This is a genomic window from Marinobacter salsuginis (assembly GCF_009617755.1).
Lineage (GTDB): Bacteria > Pseudomonadota > Gammaproteobacteria > Pseudomonadales > Oleiphilaceae > Marinobacter > Marinobacter salsuginis.
On record NZ_BGZH01000001.1, the window covers coordinates 486,616 to 505,709 of the forward strand.

The following is a 19,094-nucleotide window of genomic DNA, read 5'->3' on the forward strand; positions in this document are numbered from 1 at the left end:
CAAACGGGGACAGACTTTAGTCTCAGGCACTCAAAGCATGAGATCGTCGAGACGCTCATTGATACGGCGGGGCACTTCCAGCTCAACTTCCCTGACAGCCTGACGAATGGCCGACAGCATGGCGCGCTCATTGGCGTTACCATGGCTTTTGATCACCACACCCTGAAGGCCGAGCAGGCTGGCACCGTTGTGGCGGGAAGGATCCATCAATTGCAGAAGCCGACCAACAATCGGCCGGGCCAGCAGGCCGACCAGCCTGCCGTAGAGGTTCCGGGTGAATGCCTGCTCCATCAATTCGATCAGCAGACCTGCAACGCCTTCCCCGGTCTTCAGAGCGATGTTGCCAACGAAGCCGTCGCAGACAACTACATCGGCCACATCGCGAAACAGATCACTGCCTTCCACATAACCAATGTAGTTAATGCTGTCGCACTGGGCCAGCATATGAGAGGCCAGACGGACCTGTTCATTACCCTTGATCTCTTCTTCGCCAACGTTCAGCAGTGCAACCCGGGGCTCTGCCTGGCTGCAGATGGCAGAAGCCATCAGTGACCCCATCAGCGCGTACTGATAAAGATTTTCGGCAGTGGAGTCGACGTTGGCACCAAGATCAAGAACATGGCAACGTCCACGAAGCGAAGGAATCAGTTTGGCAATGGCCGGGCGCTCGATACCCGGATACATTCGGATAATGGTGCGGCCAAAGGCCATCAGCGCGCCGGTGTTACCGGCACTGACACAGCCCTGCGCCTCGCCATCCCGGACAAGACCCAGCGCAATGGCCATGGAGGAATTTTTCTTGTGGCGAAGAGCGTGGGAGGGCCGCTCGTTCATTCTGACCACGTCCGCCGCTTCGACAATGCGGATTCTGGCATGCCCTTCACACAACAAAGCCTCAAGCTCGCTCCGGATTCCCACCAGAACGATGCTCAAGGCTTCGTTTTCACGCACCGCCTGCAATGACGCGGCAACCACAACGGCTGCCCCGCGGTCGCCACTCATGGCGTCAATCGCGATGGTGACCGGTTTCACCGTTCTGCCATCCGATTCCTGGCGATGCATAGCGGCAACGAGATTACTCGTCGCGTGCTTCGATTACCTGCTTGCCACGGTAAAAGCCGTCCGGAGACACGTGGTGACGACGATGTACTTCACCTGTGGTCGCATCAGTGCTCAGAGCAGCGGCGCTCAGGGCGTCGTGTGAACGGCGCATGCCACGCTTGGAACGGGTCTTACGGTTTTGCTGTACAGCCATGATTATGCTCCTGACCTGTTAACGTAAACTTTGTCTTGCTGAACAAGTAACGTCTGTTCGTTAAATGTGCGCCGGCTTCCCAAGGGAGACCGCGCCCGGTTAATGCTTTGTCTTTTTGAGTTCCGCCAGAACACTGAACGGATTCTCGCCCAATTTTCTTACCGGCTCTGCCTCGGAGCCATCAGGCTCAAATGCTTCCAGATCTTCCCGAGCAGGGCATTCATCCCGTTCGTGAAGCGGAAATGGTGGCAACACCAGCAACAACTCGTCTTCCACCATGGACCAGAGATCCGCGGTGAAGTCATCGGTCAAAAACGGCTCAAGCTCTTTCGGTAGCTGTTGGGCCTGCTCGTCACTGGTGACCAGCCCCAGGGTGAACCCGGACTCCAGAGTCACACTCATAGGACCCATACACCGCTGACATTCCAGATCCACGGGAGCGGTCAGCTCACCCGACACCACGCGACGCCGTTCACCATCCATAAAGAAAGACAGTTTTACCCGGCACGCGGCACCTTCCGAGAACCCGAGAACCGCTTCGCGAAAACGGCCTAGCCCGCTGATAGGAATCTCTCCCTCCAGTGTGCTGTTCTGTTCCGCTAACCGGTAAGGATCAACAGATTTGGGCAACTCGGCGTTGGACGCGTTTGACATAGGCGCGCAATTTTAGGGGCGCAGCCCTCTGGTGTCAAAGACTTCGTTGCTTTTTCACGGGGGTTCCCGTGCAGATAGGTGTAATTTACGATAACCGCATCTCAATTACTTGGGCCAGGCACTCAAAGGACCTATCGATGACCCGAAAACCGCTTCTACTCGCGTCTTCATCACCCTACCGGAAAACGCTTCTGGAACGGCTGGGCCTTCCGTTCACCTGCGCCAGCCCAGACATCGACGAATCTCCAGAACCAGACGAATCCGGAGAATCCCTGGCCACGCGCCTGGCCGTAAACAAGGCCCGCGCACTGGCGGACCGCTTTCCCGGGCACTGGATCATCGGTTCAGACCAGGTGGCCTGCCTACCGGACGGTTCGGTGCTGAGCAAACCCGGCGGCCATGAACAGGCAGCGCACCAGTTGCGTCAGAGCAGTGGCCGCAGAGTCTTGTTTCTGACAGGCCTGGCACTGCTCGACGCCGACTCCGGAAGGCTCGAATGTCTCTGCGAACCTTACAATGTCCGGTTCCGTGAACTGACTGACGCGGAGATAGAAGCCTACCTGCAGCAAGAAAAACCCTACGACTGCGCCGGCAGCTTCAAGATGGAAGGCCTGGGCATCACACTGTTCGAAGCACTTGAAGGCCGGGACCCTAACAGCCTGGTAGGGCTACCGCTGATCGCCCTGAACGACATGCTTCGGCGCTGGGGCCGGAATCCCCTGCTGGAAAACCGGCCTGAGCCCGAAAAAACTTAACGCAGCTCGAGACGGGACTCGACCAACTGACTGGCGAACCCCTCGCCAAAGGCGACACCAAGCTGATCGACAATATCCTGGAATGGCGACTTGCGACGACTGTAGTCCACAAGCTTTTCCTGCCCGATGATCTGCCGAGCCACGTGTGAAGCACTGCCTAACCCATCGGCCAGACCAAGCTCAACGGCTTGCTCGCCACTCCACACCAGACCACTGAACAGTCTTTCGTCATCTGACAGGCGATCACCACGCCCCTGCTTTACGGCTGCAATAAACTGTTGATGGGTGTTTTCCAGCACGCTCTGCCAGAACGCCACCTCCTCTTGCTCCTCCGGAGAGAACGGATCCAGGAAAGCCTTGTTCTCGCCGGCGGTATAAAGACGGCGATCCACACCGATTTTTTCCATAACCCCGGTAAACCCGAAACCGCCAGCCACAACGCCAATGGAGCCAACGAGGCTGGCACGGTTGGCGTAAATTTCATCCGCTGCGGCCGCGATATAATAGGCTCCGGAGGCACCAATATCGGAGATCACGGCGTAAACCTTTTTCTCGGGGTATTCCTCCCGCAAACGCTTGATCTCGTCGTAAACATAACCCGCCTGAACCGGACTGCCGCCCGGACTATTGATGCGTAGAATCACGGCCACAGAGTTCGGCTCCTCGAAGGCCGTTCGAAGGGAGCCAACGATGTTATCAGCGCTTGCCAGCTCGTCCGCGGCGATCGGACCATTTATTTCAACCAGAGCAGTATGCTCCCCTGCCACACCTTCCAGAGAGTCGCCGATGGGAAACTTGAACATGAACAGCAGAGCGATCAGATAACCAAAGGTCAGAAATTTGAAAAAGATGCCCCAGCGCCGACTTCTTCGCTGCTCGGCCTGAAGCGACATCACCAGCTTTTCAATCAGCTTCCAGTCACGGCCGGATTCCGGCGGAAGTTTCGGCGATTTTCGCCCGAACAGCGGCTTACCCTCCTTCTCTGGCTCTACCGGCTTATCCCCCCAATCGGCAGGCTTGTCAGATTCCCAGTCACTCATGCTCGCATCCTGTCAGCAAATTCGATGAATTCGGTCTGTCTACAACCTACAACCCCAGCACCCGACGAAGTTCAGGCACCGAATCAACAATGGCGTGCGGCGAGTAATCGCCCAGCACGTCCCGCTTGTGGACACCCCACTCAACCCCGATGGAAGGCATGCCAATACGCCGGGCCATTTCCAGGTCATATCGGGTATCACCAATCATCACCGCCTCTTCCGGCTCAATGCGGTAGAACCGAAGGATCTCCTCAAGCATCGCCGGATCAGGTTTTGAGCGGGTTTCATCGGCGCATCGGGTAATTTCGAAGTGGTCACCCAGGCCACTGGAGACCAGAGCAAAATCCAGCCCGCGCCGGCTCTTGCCAGTAGCAACGGAACAACTTCGCCCGGATCCACGAAGATCTGCTACCACCTCGGCCATCCCTTCAAACACATTCTGGGGTGTTGTCACCTTGCTGAAGAAATAACGCGCGTAACCTTCCCGGATATTATTCATTTCCTCACGACTGATGCCCGGGTAGAGTTTTTCCAGCGCCTCGACCATGCCAAGGCCGATAATATCCCGGTAGGCCTCTCGCTCCAGGGCCGGATAGCCCAACTCGGTCGCAGCCTGGTGCAGACTGTCGGCAATGTGCTCAACCGAGTCCACCAGGGTCCCGTCCCAGTCAAAAATAACCACTCTGACGTTCATTGATCGGATCCTTTAAGACGCCCCGAAAGCTTCCTGAGTACGTCGTTGAATGCATCGTCGTAAGGCGCCTCCAGGCGCATCGACTCACCGGTGACCGGCAAGGTGAACTCCAGGGCGCGGGCATGCAGCATTAATCGCTGCCCGCCAATGGAGCGGAAAGCTTTGAGGCTGACATCATCCATATACTTGTCGTCACCCGCAATCGGATGACCGGCCCAGGCACTGTGCACCCGGATCTGGTGTGTCCGCCCGGTAATCGGCGAGGCCTCCACCAGACTGTAGCCGGCAAAGCGTTCCAGGCAGCGAAAGGTCGTCAGGGACGCTTTCCCAGAGTCATCAACCCGAACCCGGCGCTCTCCGTTTGGCATTTCATAGCGCAGCAGGGGCACATCGACCCGGTCGATACTGGCTGGCCAGTCGCCGGCAACCAGCGCATGATAGTGCTTGCGAATGCGCTTCTGTCGCAGCTCATCCTGCAAGAAACGCAGTGCCGATCGCTTCTTGGCTACCATGACCAGGCCGGATGTATCGCGATCCAGACGATGAACAAGCTCCAGGAATTTTGCTGACGGACGAGCCGAACGAAGCACCTCAATCAACCCGAAGCTCAGCCCGCTGCCGCCGTGAACCGCAATACCGGAGGGCTTGTTGACCACCAGCATCTGGTCGTTCTCGAACACAACGGCCGCCTCCATGACGCCCTGAACCCGGGAACCTGGCGCCACCTGCTCCGGTTTTTCCTTGCGGGTAATCGGCGGTATGCGCACCTGATCACCGGTATTCACGCGGGTATCCGGCTTCACGCGCCCCTTGTTAACCCGAACCTCGCCCTTGCGGATAATTCGATAAATAATGCTCTTGGGCACACCACGCAGCTGGGCAAGAAGAAAGTTATCCACCCTCTGACCATCGTTATCCTCATCCACGTTAACCCACTGAACGCCCTGACGAACTTCGCCTCGGGAAGCAGCATTCCCACCGCCAACCTCACTTGTCCTGACCGGCTTATCGGGCCTGGTTCGGGCTGGCTTTTTGCTGGCTGACTTTCGGGACATGAAGTTCCTTGGATGATGGAGTAGCTACAGGATTGAACGGGTGCATGAATACTGTTATATTCCGGCGTGCTCTGCCGTTTGTCTACGGCCTGACCAACTCAAGTCAGAAGCCGGAGCGGCAGAAGTATACCGACACTATTCAAGAGTTTGAACGCCGTGCACCCAATCACTACCGGGAACGGCGAGAGAAATGCTCCCGGAGGACCAGGACAGATCTTCACAAGACTGCATCCTGTACCCGGGAGAAAGAAAAACCGCGCAGAAAACCGCGGGCGACATCGCGAAGAATCATTGCCACCCAGGGCCGGGCCGTCCAGCATACGAATACGACGTGAGACCCAGGCACCTGAGTGAACCTGAAAACGGATAACATGCGTCAACAGACACGAACCTTACACGACCTCTCCCTGCCTACAGGCAGACGGATCGTCGGCGTTGGTCTCAGACCGACAGGATCACACCCCCGAAGGGTCTGATTCGTCTGGCCGCCGGTCCGCCCTTGATGTAACAGGGCCCGCGGCACGCACATCCTGCTTCGCTGATGCGATCCCCTCTGGTTTTCTGTCAAATTAAACGACAGGAACTCTTTCTTTCCATGAAAAGAATGCTCATTAATGCAACTCATCCTGAAGAGTTGCGCGTCGCCCTCGTTGACGGCCAGCGTCTGTTTGATCTTGATATCGAATCCAGCTCCCGCGAGCAGAAAAAGGCGAACATCTATAAAGGCCGCATTACCCGCGTTGAGCCCAGCCTTGAAGCCGCCTTTGTCGATTTCGGTGCCGAGCGCCACGGTTTTCTTCCGCTCAAGGAAATTTCCAAGGAATACTTCAAGAAATCTCCCGGCCAGATCGAAGGCAAGATCAACATCAAGGATGTAGTGTCCGAAGGCCAGGAAGTAATCGTCCAGGTGGACAAGGAAGAGCGTGGCAACAAGGGCGCGGCCCTGACCACCTTCATCTCCCTCGCCGGCCGCTATCTGGTGCTGATGCCCAACAACCCCCGTGCCGGCGGTATTTCACGCCGCATTGAGGGCGATGAGCGGGCCCAACTCAAAGAAGCCATGAACGATGTCCAGGTACCCAAGTCCATGGGCATCATCGTCCGCACCGCCGGTATCGGCCGCAGCACCGAAGAACTCCAGTGGGATCTGGACTATCTGGTGCAGTTCTGGGAAGCCATCACCCAGGCCGCTGGTGAGCGCAAGGCGCCCTTCCTGATTCATCAGGAAAGCAACGTCATCATTCGCGCCGTTCGCGACTACCTGCGCCAGGATATCGGCGAGGTGCTGATTGACGCCAACGGGGTTTACGAGGACGTCCTGAATTTCGTCCGCGCCGTCATGCCCACGTTCGAAAACAAGATCAAGCTGTACAAGGATGAAATCCCCCTGTTCAGCCGCTACCAGATTGAAGGCCAGATCGAGACGGCGTTCCAGCGGGAAGTAAAACTGCCCTCCGGCGGCTCCATCGTGATTGACCCGACCGAGGCCCTGGTTTCCATCGACATCAACTCCTCCCGGGCCACCAAAGGCCAGGATATCGAGGAAACCGCACTCCAGACCAACCTGGAAGCGGCCGAGGAAATCGCCCGCCAGCTGCGACTGCGTGACATGGGTGGCCTGATTGTCATCGACTTCATCGACATGACGCCGGCCAAGCACCAGCGGGAAGTGGAACAGAAGATGCGGGAGGCCCTGGAAATCGACCGGGCCCGGGTTCAGGTCGGCAAGATCTCCCGTTTCGGACTGCTGGAAATGTCCCGTCAGCGCCTGCGCCCCTCCCTGGGTGAGACCCGCAGCGAAGTCTGCCCCCGGTGCGAAGGCCAGGGCACGATACGCGGTATCGAGTCCCTCGCCCTCAGCATCATGCGGCTGATCTACGAGGAATCCTCGAAGGACAAGACCGGCGAAGTACGGGCCGTTGTGCCGGTTTCCGTTGCCACTTTCCTGCTGAACGAGAAGCGCAAGCAACTGGCGGACATTGAAGCCCGCCAGGAAGTCAGTGTTGTTGTGGTTCCAGTACCACACATGGAAACGCCACACTTTGAAATCATCCGGATGCGTCAGGATGAGACCACGCCCGAGCACATCTCCAGCCACCAGGTGGCCCAGGAATACAGCGAGCGCGAAGAGGAAATCTTTGAGGCTCCCGCCCCTGAAAAGCCGGTTCGAGAGCAGGCCGCTGTGAAGGCCATCCGGCCCAGCGCGCCCGCGCCCACTCCGGCAGCACCGAAAGCAGAAGAAGCAGCCGATCAGGAAGAAGGCCTGTTCCGCCGGCTCGGTCGTAAGATCTCCGCCTTCTTCAGCGGCGAAGAAGAGCAAAAGACCGAAATTCTCGACCAGGGCAAGAACCAGCGCGAAGACCGCCGAAACCAGGGACGGCAGGACCGTCGCAAGTCCCGGGTAGCCCGCGGTGACGAACAGCGCTCCGGTGGCAACCGCAGTGGTAACGACCGGCGCCAGGGCGGCCAACAAAGCCGTGGTGACGACAACCGCGGGCGCGGACGCAACCGCAGTGATGACCAGAGCCGCGGCAACCAGAACCGTCAGGGGGCTGACAACAAAGGCTCGGACAATCGCGGAGGCGATAACAAGGGCGGAGACAACAAAGGCTCTGATAATCGCCGTGATAACCGTCGCGATAACCAGGGCCGTGGCCGCAACAGGCCGCAGCGGGACCAGAAGGACAACCGCGACCAGAAGGACCAGAAGGATCAGGGCCCGCAGGATAACGCCACCAAGTCCGGCCCCGCTGACAAATCCGGTTCTGACGAAAAGCGTCGCAAGCCACGTCGCCAGCGTAATCGTGACGGATCACCCGCTGAGACACCGGCCTCCTCACCGGCGGACCGTAAAGCAGCCCGCAGCGAGAAGCACCAGAAGGACACCCAGCCTGAAAAAGGCCGGGACGAGAACAAGGCGGAAGTAAAAGCCGAACAACCGATGGAGCCTTCAAACAAGGCGCCCGCAAAGTCTGAGAAGTCCGAATCCCGGACTGATACAGCGTCAGCGGCCAATGAAGCGCCGAAACCAGCTGCAGCCCAGGAACAGCCCACAAATGAGCCGAAGCCTGAGCAGACGCCTTCAGCCAAGGCACCCTCTGACAGCAAACCGCAGGCCCAGTCAGAAGAGACGGCAAAGGCCAGTGGCAAGCCAGTTGAAAAGCCTGAAGCTGATCAGTTGAACGCTGAAAAGGCCGAAAAGGGTGGGGCCGCCAAAACGGAAAAGAGCTCCGAACCTCGCCCGAAGCCGCAACAGGCTGGCGCAAAGGCTGCCGAGCAGGCTCAGCAAACAGACACCAAGCCAGAGCCGGAACCCAAGACCGCAGCCGGAAGCGAGCAGGCACCGGAAGCCAAAAAGCAGCCTGCTGAATCAAAAGAGGCAGCCGCGCCCAAGGCCAAACCCGAGCCGGCAGCCAAATCAGAGGCGGCAGCAGAGCCCGGAAAAGCTAAAGAGCCTGCGGAGGTGAAGGCGGCAGCCGGAGTCCAGGCCCCGGAAACCCAGCCGGAACCGAAGCAACCGGCACCGGCAAAAGCCGAGGAAAAGAAGGCCGAGCCTGAAAAGGCAGAAGCTGAAAAAGTCGAAAAGCCCTCTGCTCCGGAGCCTGCAGCGAAGGACACGCCCACCGAGACTCCGACAATCGACGTGCCGGTGACACCGGGTCGCGCCTACAACGACCCCAGAGAGGTCCGCAAGCGTCAGAAAGCTGCGGAAGAGGCCAAGAAGGCCGGGAGTAACTAACTGATGCTATCGAACTCCGACATTGAAGCGCTGGAAGACATCCTCTTCGCGGAACCCTGGGGGGAGGATGCCCTGGACTTCTTCGGCTTCCACGGGGTGGTCTGCGCCAGCGTCGTCGGCCCGGCCGAACTGAGTGCGGAAGACATCTTCCGCCTCGCCACTGGCGCCGATCAGTTGCCGGACACCGGGATTCCCGAGGTGTTCAGGCGCTGCTCCGCCCAGTTGGCAAATGACATGGCCCATGCCCTGGATATGGGGCAGGCCCTGGAATTGCCGGAGCCCGAGGACGGCGACCCGATGAACGCTCTGGAAAACTGGTGCGCCGGGTTTGTGGACACTTTCCTTGAACATGAAGAGGAATGGTTGGAGGCATCCAGCGAGGAAGAGACCGCCGATCTGATGGTGCCTATGCTGACCCTATCGGGACTGTTCGACGACGAGGACTTCCAGAAAGTTCGCAACAGTGAGAAGTTGTCCCGGCAAATGGCCGATGCCATTCCGGACTCACTGACCGACCTGTACCTTCTGTTCCACGCGCCGGATTAACCTGTCGCAGACCTCGAAATGGGTTGCCTGAATGAATGCCAGACCGGCTCAAGCCCGTCTGGCATTTTCATGATGCGGCCAAGCTCACACCAGGGCGCACCCGGAAAGTGAAAATCACTGCCCTGGGACGCCAATAACTTCTCTTTCCTGCACAGCTCTGCCAGAAAGCCCAGGTCGCCGCTGGACTGCCCGGAGGTGGACACCTCGATGGCTTGCCCCCCTGCCCTTCGGAAATCCGAGGTCAGCTCCCTCAGTTTGGTTGCCGTCAGCTGATATTTCCGGGGATGGGCAAGAACCGCAACGCCGCCCGCCTCGGTAATCCAGCGAACGACCTCCGAAAGCTCCGGCCAGAAGGCCTTTACATCACCCGGCTTACCGGCGCCCAGATACCGTTTGAATGCCTGCCCGGTATTATTGACCACCCCAGCCTCTGTCAGAACCTGGGCAAAGTGCGGGCGTCCCGGCACGTCCCCGCCGGCGGCCTCCGATGCCCTGGCCAGCAGATCATCAATACCAAGCTTGCCCAGGCGCTCGGCGATCATTCGCGCACGAGCCCAGCGATTCTCGTTCTGCCGCTCAAGCGCCTGCCGAAAACCCTCGGCAGCGGGATCAAAATCCAGGCCCACGATGTGGATCGTGCGGCTTTTCCAGAGGCAGGAGAGTTCAACCCCGGGGATCAGCACGATGCCCTGTGCCTGTGCAGCAGTTTGCGCTTCGGCAAGGCCGGCGATCGTATCATGGTCGGTCAGGGAAAGATGGGTGACGCCGCGACCGGCAGCCCGCTCAACCAGCGCGGCCGGTGATAGCGCGCCATCGGAAGCCGTGCTGTGGCAATGCAGATCAATGCACAAATGCGGGTCTTGCGGTATAGTCACAAAATATCCTGAATCATCAGATAACTGGCGGCGTGCCGCGGGCTTACAGTGTACCAGCCAACCCTTGCGCGACACGACCGCTGATTGTCTGGCTGTTCACCCCGGTTATGAGTGTCATTACGGAGAGCTGAATGTACTACGCGATTATCAGTGAAGACGTCGAGAACAGCCTGCCGTTGCGTCAGTCCGCGCGACCTGCTCACATCGAGCGGCTGCAGGCATTGAAAGCCGAAGGCCGGTTACTTGTTGCCGGTCCTCACCCGGCGCTCGACACACCAGAGCCTGGCGATGCCGGTTTTACCGGCAGCCTGGTGGTCGCGGAGTTCGACTCCCTGGAAGCAGCCCAGGCGTGGGCAGATGCCGACCCTTATGTGGATGCAGGCGTTTACCAGAAGGTGGTGGTGAAGCCCTTCAAGGCTGTTTTGCCGTAAGCGATGCCATGGGGCTCTATGAGTTTATTGTAATGATGGCTCGCTTGCACGGCGGGGCATCTGTGACAAAATTGCGCTTTTAATCACGCTCAGATTTCAATCGCAGAACTTCAGGGAACGTAACCAGTGACGCTTTTTCGTCTCGCCATCAGTGTCTTGTTCGCAGTGTCGTCCATTGCCGTTGCCCAGGCCAAAACTGTCTGGGTGGACGACCAGTTGTATCTTCCGGTGAGATCCGGCGCGGGCTCCCAGTTCCGGATCATCGAGAACGCGGTTCCCAGCGGCACACCGCTGGAAGTGATCGAGGCGTCCGATTCCGGGTATACCCTTGTTCGCACGCCCAAGGGCACTGAGGGCTGGGTTTCCAGCCAGTACCTGAGCGAAACGCCTATCGCGGCAGACCGGCTTCGGACAGCCAATCGCCAGCTGGAAGAAACCCGTGCTGAGTTGGCCCAGGTAAAGGAGCAGTTGTCCAACGTCGTCAATGAACGTAACGCCCTGGAAAGCTCTGAAGCCTCTCTTTCTGACCGCTCCCAGGAGCTCCAGGAAGAGCTCCAGCGGATCAAGAGTATCGCCGCAGATTCCATTAACCTGGAACGTCGCAATCGCGAGCTCCGTGAAGAAAACCAGAAGATTCGCAACGACCTTGAGGTACTGACGGCCGAAAACGAACGTCTTGAAGCCAGCAAGGAATACGACTTCATGTTGCTGGGCGCCGGCCTGGTTCTTGGTGGTGTGCTGCTGGCACTGATCATCCCCATGCTCAAACCGACAAGAAAAACCGACAACTGGGCCTGATGCCATGAAAGACTATTCGGAAAAACGCGACTTCCACCGTATGCAGGTAAACTCTGAGATTGAGATCACCGATAGCCAGGGCAATAGCTTCAAGGGGGTGTGTCGCGACCTGAGCGCCACCGGCATGCAGCTTTACGTCGATCGGGAAGTCGCCGTGGGAGAGGAGCTCCAGACGGTTCTACACCCCAGCAGTGATCAGTTCCCGCCACTGGAGGCGGTTTGCGAAGTGATTCGCTGCGAGGCCGAAGGCGACGGATTCCTGCTGGGAACCAATATCAGCGAAGTTACCCGCTGAACGAAAAACGGCGGCCAATGGCCGCCGTTTTTGTCTGTGCCCGCAGAAGCCTCAAACCAGAGGCTTTTCCGAGACGATAATGCCGTTGTTGTCGGCATAGACATAGTGCCCGGGGTGGAAGGTAACGCCGTGGAAAGTGACCGGAACATTCAGGTCTCCCAGGCCACGCTTCTCACTTTTTCTGGGATGGGTACCAAGGGCCTGAACACCCAGGGCGGTGTTGCCAATCTCGTCCACGTCGCGCACGCAACCATAGATAATAAGACCGGCCCACCCGTTGCTCGCCGCTTTTTCTGCCAGCATGTCACCCAGCAGTGCGTGACGCTTTGAAGCGCCACCGTCCACGACCATCACACGACCGTTTCCAGGTTGGCCAACCTGCTCTTTCACCACGGAGTTATCTTCGAAGCACTTCACGGTGACAATCTCACCGCCAAAGGCCTTGTTGCCGCCGTAGTTGTTGAAACCGGGCTCTACCACCTGCACTTCCGGAAATTCGTCGCACAGGTCCGGGGTAATTATTGTCGTCACGTTGCCGCTCTCCTTATCCTGGAAATAAACTCAGTCGATTTTTTCGTCGGCCAGGAAGAACCAGGTATCCAGCACCGAATCCGGGTTCAGTGACACCGTATCAATGCCCTGATCCATCAACCATTTGGCAAGATCCGGATGATCCGATGGTCCCTGCCCGCAGATACCAATATACTTGCCGGCTTTCTTACAGGCCTGAATCGCGTTGGACAACAGGGCCTTGACCGCATCGTTACGCTCATCAAACAGGTGGGCGATGATGCCCGAGTCCCTGTCCAGGCCCAGTGTCAGCTGGGTCAGGTCATTGGAGCCGATAGAGAAGCCGTCAAAGTGCTCAAGGAACTGATCCGCCAACAGCGCGTTGGCCGGCAGCTCGCACATCATGATCACTCGCAGGCCGTTGTCACCGCGCTTGAGTCCGTTCTCCGCCAGCAGATTCACAACCTGCTCTGCTTCACCCACCGTGCGAACAAACGGAACCATGACCTCCACGTTGGTCAAGCCCATCTCGTTGCGCACTTTCTTCAGGGCGCGGCATTCCAGCTCGAAGCAGTCCCGGAAAGTGTCAGAGATGTACCGGGAGGCGCCCCGGAACCCGAGCATCGGGTTTTCTTCGTCCGGCTCGTAGAGGGTACCGCCGATCAGGTTGGCGTATTCGTTGGATTTGAAATCCGACAACCGCACGATCACTTTCTTGGGTGCAAACGCAGCCGCCAGAGTGGAGATGCCCTCAACCAGCTTGTCGACATAGAAATCCACCGGCGAGCTGTAGCCGGAGATGCGCTTCTCGACCGTCTGCTTGATATCCCGCGGCAGCCCGTCGAAGTTCAGCAGTGCCTTGGGGTGAACGCCGATCATACGGTTGATGATGAACTCCAGCCGTGCCAGGCCGACACCCTCGTTCGGCAGCGCCTGGAAATCAAAGGCCCGGTCCGGGTTGCCCACGTTCATCATGATCTTGAACGGTATGTTGGGCATGGAGTCCACGGTGTTTTCCCGCAGCTCGAAGTCCAGAGCACCCTCATAGATCATACCGGTATCACCTTCGGCGCAGGAAACAGTGACTTCCTGGCCATCGGTCAACAACTCGGTGGCATCGCCGCAACCGACCACGGCCGGAATGCCAAGCTCGCGGGCAATGATCGCCGCGTGGCAGGTACGACCACCACGATCAGTCACGATGGCGGAGGCCCGTTTCATGACCGGCTCCCAATCCGGGTCGGTCATGTCGGTGACCAGCACATCGCCGGCCTGAACACGATCCATTTCCTTGATGCTGGTAATGATCTTGACGGGACCGCTACCAATCTTGTGGCCGATACTCCGGCCTTCGACCAGAACCTTGCCGGTCTCTTTGAGGAGATAACGCTCCATTACGTTGGCAGAGGCACGACTTTTCACCGTCTCAGGGCGGGCCTGAACGATATAGATCTTGCCGTCGTCCCCATCTTTGGCCCACTCGATGTCCATCGGACGCTGGTAGTGCTTCTCGATGATCATCGCCTGGCGCGCCAGGTCTTCCACCTCGGCATCGGTGATGCAGAAGCGGTTGCGCTCTTCCTGCTCCACCTTGACGGTTTCAACGAATTCTCCCTCGCCGGGCTTGGTGTGGTAGACCATCTTGATGGCTTTGCTGCCCAGATTGCGGCGAAGCACAGCCGGACGGTCCGCTTCCAGTGTCGGCTTGTGTACGTAGAATTCATCCGGGTTCACAGCGCCCTGAACGACCGTCTCACCCAGGCCGTAGGAAGCGGTCACGAACACCACGTCGCGGAAACCGGATTCGGTGTCCAGGGTAAACATCACGCCACTGGCTGCCGTTTCACTGCGCACCATTTTCTGGATGCCCGCTGAAAGCGCGACCATTTTGTGGTCAAAACCGTGATGTACGCGGTAGGAAATAGCGCGGTCATTAAACAGCGATGCGAACACTTCCTTCACCGAGGTGCGAACCTGCTCCAGGCCCACCACGTTAAGGAAGGTTTCCTGCTGACCGGCGAACGACGCGTCCGGCAGGTCTTCCGCGGTGGCAGAGGAGCGAACCGCAACCGCCATGTGTTCATTGCCATCCTGAAGGGCGGCGAACGATTCCTTCAGGGCATTTTCCAGAACGTCCGGGAATGGTGTCTCGATGATCCACTGGCGAATCTGCGCACCTACCCGGGCCAGCTCGTTTACGTCATTGATATCCAGAGCGTCCAGAGCATTGTCGATGCGCTCTTTCAATCCGTCCGTGGCGAGAAATTCGCGATAGGCGTGCGCTGTAGTGGCAAAACCACCCGGAACGGTAACACCTGCGTTGGCGAGATTACTGATCATTTCGCCGAGTGAGGCGTTCTTGCCGCCTACCCGATCGACATCGGACATTCCCAGGTGATCAAACCAGATAATGTAATCTTCCAAAGCATGTCTCCCTTGAGTCTGTGAAGCTAAGAGCAAAATCGGGCCAGCGGTAAAAGTAGGCAATATCCACTGCGGAGTCTCGAACTTGGCGTGTATGATACTGTAACCTGCGGAAATTACCTAGGCCACCAGGCCAGGAATCAAGGAACCATGGAACCGGACGATACAGCATGAAACGCACTGCTTTTTTCATTTCTGATGGCACCGGCCTGACAGCCGAAGCACTGGGGCACAGCCTTCTGGCCCAATTCGAAAAGATCGAATTCGAACGGGTCACCGTTCCCTATATTGCGGACGAAGAAAAAGCCCGGGAAATGGTCAAACGGATCAACAAGGCGGCCGAGACCGATGGCGCACGCCCGCTGGTGTTCGACACCATTGTAAATAGCGATATCCGGGAAATCATCGCCACCGCCGAAGGCTTCATGGTGGATATTTTCGGGACCTTTCTCAAACCCATGGAGGAAGAGTTGCAGTCCTCTTCCTCATATACCGTGGGTAAATCCCATGCCATCAATAACGAAGGGAGCTACGAGCGCAGGATCAATGCGGTCAACTTTGCTCTGGATAATGACGATGGCGCACGCACGCGGCATTACGATGAAGCCGATCTGATCCTCGTGGGTGCCTCTCGTAGCGGGAAAACACCCACCTGCCTCTATCTGGCCCTGCAATATGGCGTGAAGGCGGCCAACTATCCGATTACGGAAGAAGACCTGGCAGACCAACAGATCCCCAAAGCACTCAAACCTCATAAAGAGAAGATCTTTGGGCTGACCATTGATCCGGAACGTCTGGCGACCATACGCAACGAGCGCCGGCCAAACTCCCGCTACTCCTCCATCAAGCAGTGCATGCACGAAATCGAGGAAATCGAGTTGATGTACAAGCGTGAGCGAATTCCTTACTTGAACACCACGGCCTATTCCGTAGAGGAAATCTCCACTCGAATCATGGTCACAACCGGGCTGAAAAGACACCGCTGAACATCGCAGGGCGCCAGGGAAATGACCGGGCAACTGAAAAGGGGTCAGATGAACATTTCATCTGACCCCTTTTTCATAGCGCCTTTTTGTGAAGCCGGGCTCTAGAGTTCTTCGATAGCCAACCCAAGTTTCTCGGCCCTGGCCCGATTCTCCGGGCTGGTTACCACTGCGGTACTGGCTTTTTCGGGCACCAGCCAGGTTCTGGCCACGCGTTTCAGGTCATCCAGTGTGACCGACAGTACTCGCTCCCGGAACCTCGCCCGCTGTTCCAGGGTGCGGCCAAATAGCTTGTTGTGGAAAGCATGCCGAGCTGCACCGGCCGGGGACCGGGGCCTGTCGAGTTGGCCAATCACACCAAGAATCGACTCTTCAAGCTCCTGATAATCATGGTCGTTGTCCTGCAACCACGCCAGGGCGGCATCGAAATCGTCCAACGTTTCCTCCAGGCGCGGATCCCGGTAGGAGAAGAACCGGAAGGTACCATTCACGCTGTCCTGGCCAGCGCCACCACCGTAAGCACCGCCCTTTTCACGGATGGCACGGTGTAAATAACCGTTGCGCAGGAAACCACCAAGCACGGTCAGTGCCGCCGCATCCGGATGGTCCACCGCTACCGTGCTGTAGGCTTTGGAACAGAAGTTGACCTGGGTAGAGGTCAGCCACGCCTCGCGGGTTGTGTAATTGACCGACTCCATTTTCCAGTCAGAAACGGCTGCTTCGGAAGCATCGCGCCAGCAGGACTTCAGGTCATCAACCATCGCCGGAAGCTGCTCGTCCTCACCGATCACCAGGAACTCACGCCCCTGGTTGCGAATTTTCTCATGCAACGCAGACAGTCCGTCACACAGAGCCGCCAGCTCCTCCGGATCCTTCAGGGCCTGATCCAGCTGCTTGGTACCGCGAATACCGGCAAGACCACCGAGCCGGAAAGACAGCCAGGCTCCCGGGCTCATGCCCTGAGACGCCGCGCCCATGGCCAGCGCATGACCACTGCCGGTCACCGCCTGCTCTCGACGAGCCCGAATCTGGGCAATAATTTCCCGGATCCGTTCTTTCTCGTCAAAGCGGGCGCTGGTGTAGACATCCCGCAGAAGACGGGTCAACTCACTGCGGTTACGGGCCAGCGCCTTGCCATTGAAGATGATGTATCCGGACAAATCCTGAACATCATCAATACGGCCTTTGGCGCTGAACGCCGCCCCGATACCACCGGATTCCGCAGAAATACGATCCTGCATCTGCAAGTAGTCCAGATCACCACAGCCCACTTCGGAAATCAGGGTGGTGTAATAAGGCACCAGCAGAAGCTCTTCTTCTGTCAGAGCCGGAACCGGGACAATAATCTGTTCGTATACCAGACCGTTGGTGCCACGGGCATAAACCGTCGCCGAGATATCGCCGTCATAACGGCCTTCCGGCTCTGGCATCTGCAGGGGCACGTCGGACAGATCCACTTTTGGCAGGATGGAATCGTCATCCTTGTGCATCTGGCGCTCTTCCAGAGCCTTGGCCCGATCCACGATCATCCGGACTTCTTCGTCGGTCAGCTCGGCCTTGCGACGGGCCAGGGCTTCACGGATAGCCTCCTGCCGGCGGGACTCGAGCTTTTCGTCCGGTCGCAGGGTCAAAGTGACCCGGTGCGGGTTCTCCAGTAGCTTGCGGCGGATCAGGTTTGGCACATACTGCGGATCCCGAATTTTCTCCCGGAGCGTTGCCAGCACCGGCTCCAGGTCAAGCAGTTCAACCGGATCACCACCGTGCACCATGGGTGCAATGGCGCTCATGATCAGTTGCAGTCCGTATGGGAACTGGTCACCAGCGATTTCCCGCTGATGCAGTTCGAGCTGATGCAGGATGGCCTCGAGACGTTCCTCGCTGACGCCTTCCTCCACCACCTTCAGAAGCGTGGATTCGAGCAGCGCTTCCAGATCCTTGTGCTTGTCGGGTTCGCTGCCTTCGATGCCGCAGACAAAGGTCATCTCACGGTTGGAATCCTCCAGCCCGCACATGGGCGACGGTGCATGCCCCAGATCTGTGGTTTCCAGTGCCCGCATCAGCGGCGAGGCACTGTTTTCAAGCAGAACGGCGGACAACAGCTGCCCCTCCAGGTTCTCCTGAAGATCAAAGCTGTGGCCCAGAAGCCACCCCACCACGATGTGGGTCTTGTTGTCGGTACCCTCACCCTCGTTCACGGCGTAGCCCTGCTCCACACGAACGGGCGCAAACATGCGCTTCTCGTCGCGGACCGGCAGATCAATATCCAGTCGGTCAAAACGTTTCAGTGCCAGCTCTTCAAACTTTTCATGATGCTCCCGAGCCGGGATATTGCCGTACGTGGCGAATATCGCATTGCTGGGGTGGTAATGATGGCGATAGAACTGAAGCAGGTCGTCGTAACTGAGGTCAACGATGTGGTCCGGCTCACCACCACTGTTGTAGTGATAGGTCGTGGTCGGGAACAGATGGCTGCTCAGGTTCTGCCACAGCTGGGAGGTCGGCGAACTCATCGCGCCTTTCATCTCGTTGTAGACAACGCCCCGATAGACCAGATCGGTAGAGGGATCCTCGGGTTTGTCGAATTCCAGACGGTGACCCTCCTGGGCAAAATCCAGTGGGTCAAGCTTGGAGAAAAACACGCAATCGAGGTAGACCGACAGCAGATTGTCGAAGTCTTTCCGGTTCATGCTGGCGAAGGGATAGGCAGTCCAGTCGCTGCTGGTAAAGGCGTTCATGAATGTGTTCAGCGACCGCCGGATCATCATGAAGAATGGGTCGCGAACCGGAAAACGCTCACTGCCGCAAAGCGCTGTATGCTCGAGAATGTGAGCAACGCCGGTGGAATCCATCGGGAAGGTTCGAAGCGCCACGAAAAATACGTTCTCGTCGTTATCTGCGGCCAGGTGCAGGTGCCGGGCGCCGGTTTTCCTGTGACGATACTCCTCAACCTCAAGGTTGAGCGTGTCGATCCGGTGACTGCGAAGCTTCTCAAAGGCCGGATGGGTTGCGTTGTCGATCACTGCAGCCATTCAAACTATCC

Annotated in this window: 17 protein-coding genes; 7 read left to right on the forward strand and 10 right to left on the reverse strand. The window is 57.9% G+C overall.

All coding sequences use genetic code 11. The features are described from left to right. Positions 1-30 precede the first annotated feature (30 nt). The 3 genes from plsX to GJU83_RS02220 form a co-directional block, all read right to left on the reverse strand. Complete coding sequence (plsX, locus tag GJU83_RS02210) at positions 31-1,032, reverse strand: phosphate acyltransferase PlsX (RefSeq protein ID WP_069183679.1); 1,002 nt, start codon at positions 1,030-1,032, stop codon at positions 31-33. Positions 1,033-1,075: 43 nt separating this feature from the next. Beyond that, positions 1,076-1,255 (reverse strand): 50S ribosomal protein L32, encoded by a 180-nt coding sequence (rpmF, locus tag GJU83_RS02215; protein WP_008174968.1) that lies wholly within the window; start codon positions 1,253-1,255, stop codon positions 1,076-1,078. A 99-nt stretch (positions 1,256-1,354) separates the two neighbouring features. Then, positions 1,355-1,909: a YceD family protein gene (locus GJU83_RS02220; RefSeq protein WP_069183276.1), complete on the reverse strand. Its 555-nt coding sequence runs from the start codon at positions 1,907-1,909 to the stop codon at positions 1,355-1,357. A 137-nt stretch (positions 1,910-2,046) separates the two neighbouring features. Here GJU83_RS02220 and GJU83_RS02225 point away from each other — a divergent pair, with 137 nt between their 5' ends. After that, the gene (locus tag GJU83_RS02225; RefSeq protein ID WP_069183275.1) at positions 2,047-2,664 is read left to right on the forward strand and encodes a Maf family protein; all 618 of its coding nucleotides are present in this window, start codon (positions 2,047-2,049) and stop codon (positions 2,662-2,664) included. Here the strand turns inward: GJU83_RS02225 and GJU83_RS02230 are convergent. Genes GJU83_RS02230 through rluC form a run of 3 tightly spaced genes read right to left on the reverse strand, consistent with a single transcriptional unit; the run spans position 2,661 to position 5,453 of the window. After that, positions 2,661-3,704, reverse strand: a complete 1,044-nt coding sequence (locus tag GJU83_RS02230; protein WP_069183274.1) for a S49 family peptidase — start codon at positions 3,702-3,704, stop codon at positions 2,661-2,663. The two genes, GJU83_RS02225 and GJU83_RS02230, sit on opposite strands and share 4 nt — an antisense overlap. A gap of 46 nt (positions 3,705-3,750) precedes the next feature. Then, positions 3,751-4,398 (reverse strand): HAD family hydrolase, encoded by a 648-nt coding sequence (locus tag GJU83_RS02235; protein ID WP_069183273.1) that lies wholly within the window; start codon positions 4,396-4,398, stop codon positions 3,751-3,753. Further along, positions 4,395-5,453: a 23S rRNA pseudouridine(955/2504/2580) synthase RluC gene (gene rluC, locus GJU83_RS02240; protein WP_069183272.1), complete on the reverse strand. Its 1,059-nt coding sequence runs from the start codon at positions 5,451-5,453 to the stop codon at positions 4,395-4,397. The genes GJU83_RS02235 and rluC overlap by 4 nt, the downstream gene beginning before the upstream one ends. A gap of 595 nt (positions 5,454-6,048) precedes the next feature. On the opposite strand from rluC, the gene rne reads away from it, so the two are divergent. Both rne and GJU83_RS02250 read left to right on the forward strand, forming a co-directional pair. Further along, complete coding sequence (rne, locus tag GJU83_RS02245) at positions 6,049-9,192, forward strand: ribonuclease E (RefSeq protein WP_153633565.1); 3,144 nt, start codon at positions 6,049-6,051, stop codon at positions 9,190-9,192. Between the two features lie 3 nt (positions 9,193-9,195). Beyond that, positions 9,196-9,738, forward strand: coding sequence for a YecA/YgfB family protein (locus tag GJU83_RS02250; protein ID WP_069183270.1), 543 nt, complete (start codon positions 9,196-9,198; stop codon positions 9,736-9,738). Here GJU83_RS02250 and GJU83_RS02255 read toward each other — a convergent pair. After that, positions 9,735-10,613: a PHP domain-containing protein gene (locus tag GJU83_RS02255; RefSeq protein WP_069183269.1), complete on the reverse strand. Its 879-nt coding sequence runs from the start codon at positions 10,611-10,613 to the stop codon at positions 9,735-9,737. The two genes, GJU83_RS02250 and GJU83_RS02255, sit on opposite strands and share 4 nt — an antisense overlap. Before the next feature lie 131 nt (positions 10,614-10,744). On the opposite strand from GJU83_RS02255, the gene GJU83_RS02260 reads away from it, so the two are divergent. The 3 genes from GJU83_RS02260 to GJU83_RS02270 all read left to right on the forward strand — a co-directional run bounded on the left by GJU83_RS02260 (position 10,745) and on the right by GJU83_RS02270 (position 12,137). Beyond that, on the forward strand, positions 10,745-11,044 hold the full coding sequence (locus GJU83_RS02260) for a YciI family protein (RefSeq protein WP_069183268.1): 300 nt from the start codon (positions 10,745-10,747) through the stop codon (positions 11,042-11,044). A gap of 126 nt (positions 11,045-11,170) precedes the next feature. After that, the gene (locus GJU83_RS02265) at positions 11,171-11,842 is read left to right on the forward strand and encodes a TIGR04211 family SH3 domain-containing protein (protein ID WP_069183267.1); all 672 of its coding nucleotides are present in this window, start codon (positions 11,171-11,173) and stop codon (positions 11,840-11,842) included. Positions 11,843-11,846: 4 nt separating this feature from the next. Next, complete coding sequence (locus tag GJU83_RS02270) at positions 11,847-12,137, forward strand: PilZ domain-containing protein (protein ID WP_069183266.1); 291 nt, start codon at positions 11,847-11,849, stop codon at positions 12,135-12,137. 51 nt (positions 12,138-12,188) lie between these two features. On the opposite strand, the gene rraA is transcribed toward GJU83_RS02270, so the two are convergent. Both rraA and ppsA read right to left on the reverse strand, forming a co-directional pair. Beyond that, on the reverse strand, positions 12,189-12,668 hold the full coding sequence (rraA, locus tag GJU83_RS02275; RefSeq protein WP_069183265.1) for a ribonuclease E activity regulator RraA: 480 nt from the start codon (positions 12,666-12,668) through the stop codon (positions 12,189-12,191). Between the two features lie 30 nt (positions 12,669-12,698). After that, on the reverse strand, positions 12,699-15,035 hold the full coding sequence (gene ppsA, locus GJU83_RS02280; protein WP_370385340.1) for a phosphoenolpyruvate synthase: 2,337 nt from the start codon (positions 15,033-15,035) through the stop codon (positions 12,699-12,701). A gap of 206 nt (positions 15,036-15,241) precedes the next feature. On the opposite strand from ppsA, the gene ppsR reads away from it, so the two are divergent. Continuing rightward, on the forward strand, positions 15,242-16,057 hold the full coding sequence (gene ppsR, locus GJU83_RS02285; protein WP_069183263.1) for a phosphoenolpyruvate synthetase regulatory kinase/phosphorylase PpsR: 816 nt from the start codon (positions 15,242-15,244) through the stop codon (positions 16,055-16,057). Between the two features lie 101 nt (positions 16,058-16,158). Here ppsR and GJU83_RS02290 read toward each other — a convergent pair whose 3' ends face one another. Beyond that, positions 16,159-19,083, reverse strand: a complete 2,925-nt coding sequence (locus GJU83_RS02290; protein ID WP_153633566.1) for an insulinase family protein — start codon at positions 19,081-19,083, stop codon at positions 16,159-16,161. Positions 19,084-19,094: the final 11 nt, after the last annotated feature.

Bases quoted from the DNA above. Each gene is read 5' to 3' on its own strand.
- rpmF (WP_008174968.1), bottom strand. From the start codon at position 1,255: ATGGCTGTACAGCAAAACCGTAAGACCCGTTCCAAGCGTGGCATGCGC.
- GJU83_RS02220 (WP_069183276.1), bottom strand. From the start codon at position 1,909: ATGTCAAACGCGTCCAACGCCGAGTTGCCCAAATCTGTTGATCCTTAC.
- GJU83_RS02225 (WP_069183275.1), top strand. From the start codon at position 2,047: ATGACCCGAAAACCGCTTCTACTCGCGTCTTCATCACCCTACCGGAAA.
- GJU83_RS02230 (WP_069183274.1), bottom strand. From the start codon at position 3,704: ATGAGTGACTGGGAATCTGACAAGCCTGCCGATTGGGGGGATAAGCCG.
- GJU83_RS02235 (WP_069183273.1), bottom strand. From the start codon at position 4,398: ATGAACGTCAGAGTGGTTATTTTTGACTGGGACGGGACCCTGGTGGAC.
- rluC (WP_069183272.1), bottom strand. From the start codon at position 5,453: ATGTCCCGAAAGTCAGCCAGCAAAAAGCCAGCCCGAACCAGGCCCGAT.
- rne (WP_153633565.1), top strand. From the start codon at position 6,049: ATGAAAAGAATGCTCATTAATGCAACTCATCCTGAAGAGTTGCGCGTC.
- GJU83_RS02250 (WP_069183270.1), top strand. From the start codon at position 9,196: ATGCTATCGAACTCCGACATTGAAGCGCTGGAAGACATCCTCTTCGCG.
- GJU83_RS02260 (WP_069183268.1), top strand. From the start codon at position 10,745: ATGTACTACGCGATTATCAGTGAAGACGTCGAGAACAGCCTGCCGTTG.
- GJU83_RS02270 (WP_069183266.1), top strand. From the start codon at position 11,847: ATGAAAGACTATTCGGAAAAACGCGACTTCCACCGTATGCAGGTAAAC.
- ppsA (WP_370385340.1), bottom strand. From the start codon at position 15,035: ATGTCCGATGTCGATCGGGTAGGCGGCAAGAACGCCTCACTCGGCGAA.
- ppsR (WP_069183263.1), top strand. From the start codon at position 15,242: ATGAAACGCACTGCTTTTTTCATTTCTGATGGCACCGGCCTGACAGCC.
- GJU83_RS02290 (WP_153633566.1), bottom strand. From the start codon at position 19,083: ATGGCTGCAGTGATCGACAACGCAACCCATCCGGCCTTTGAGAAGCTT.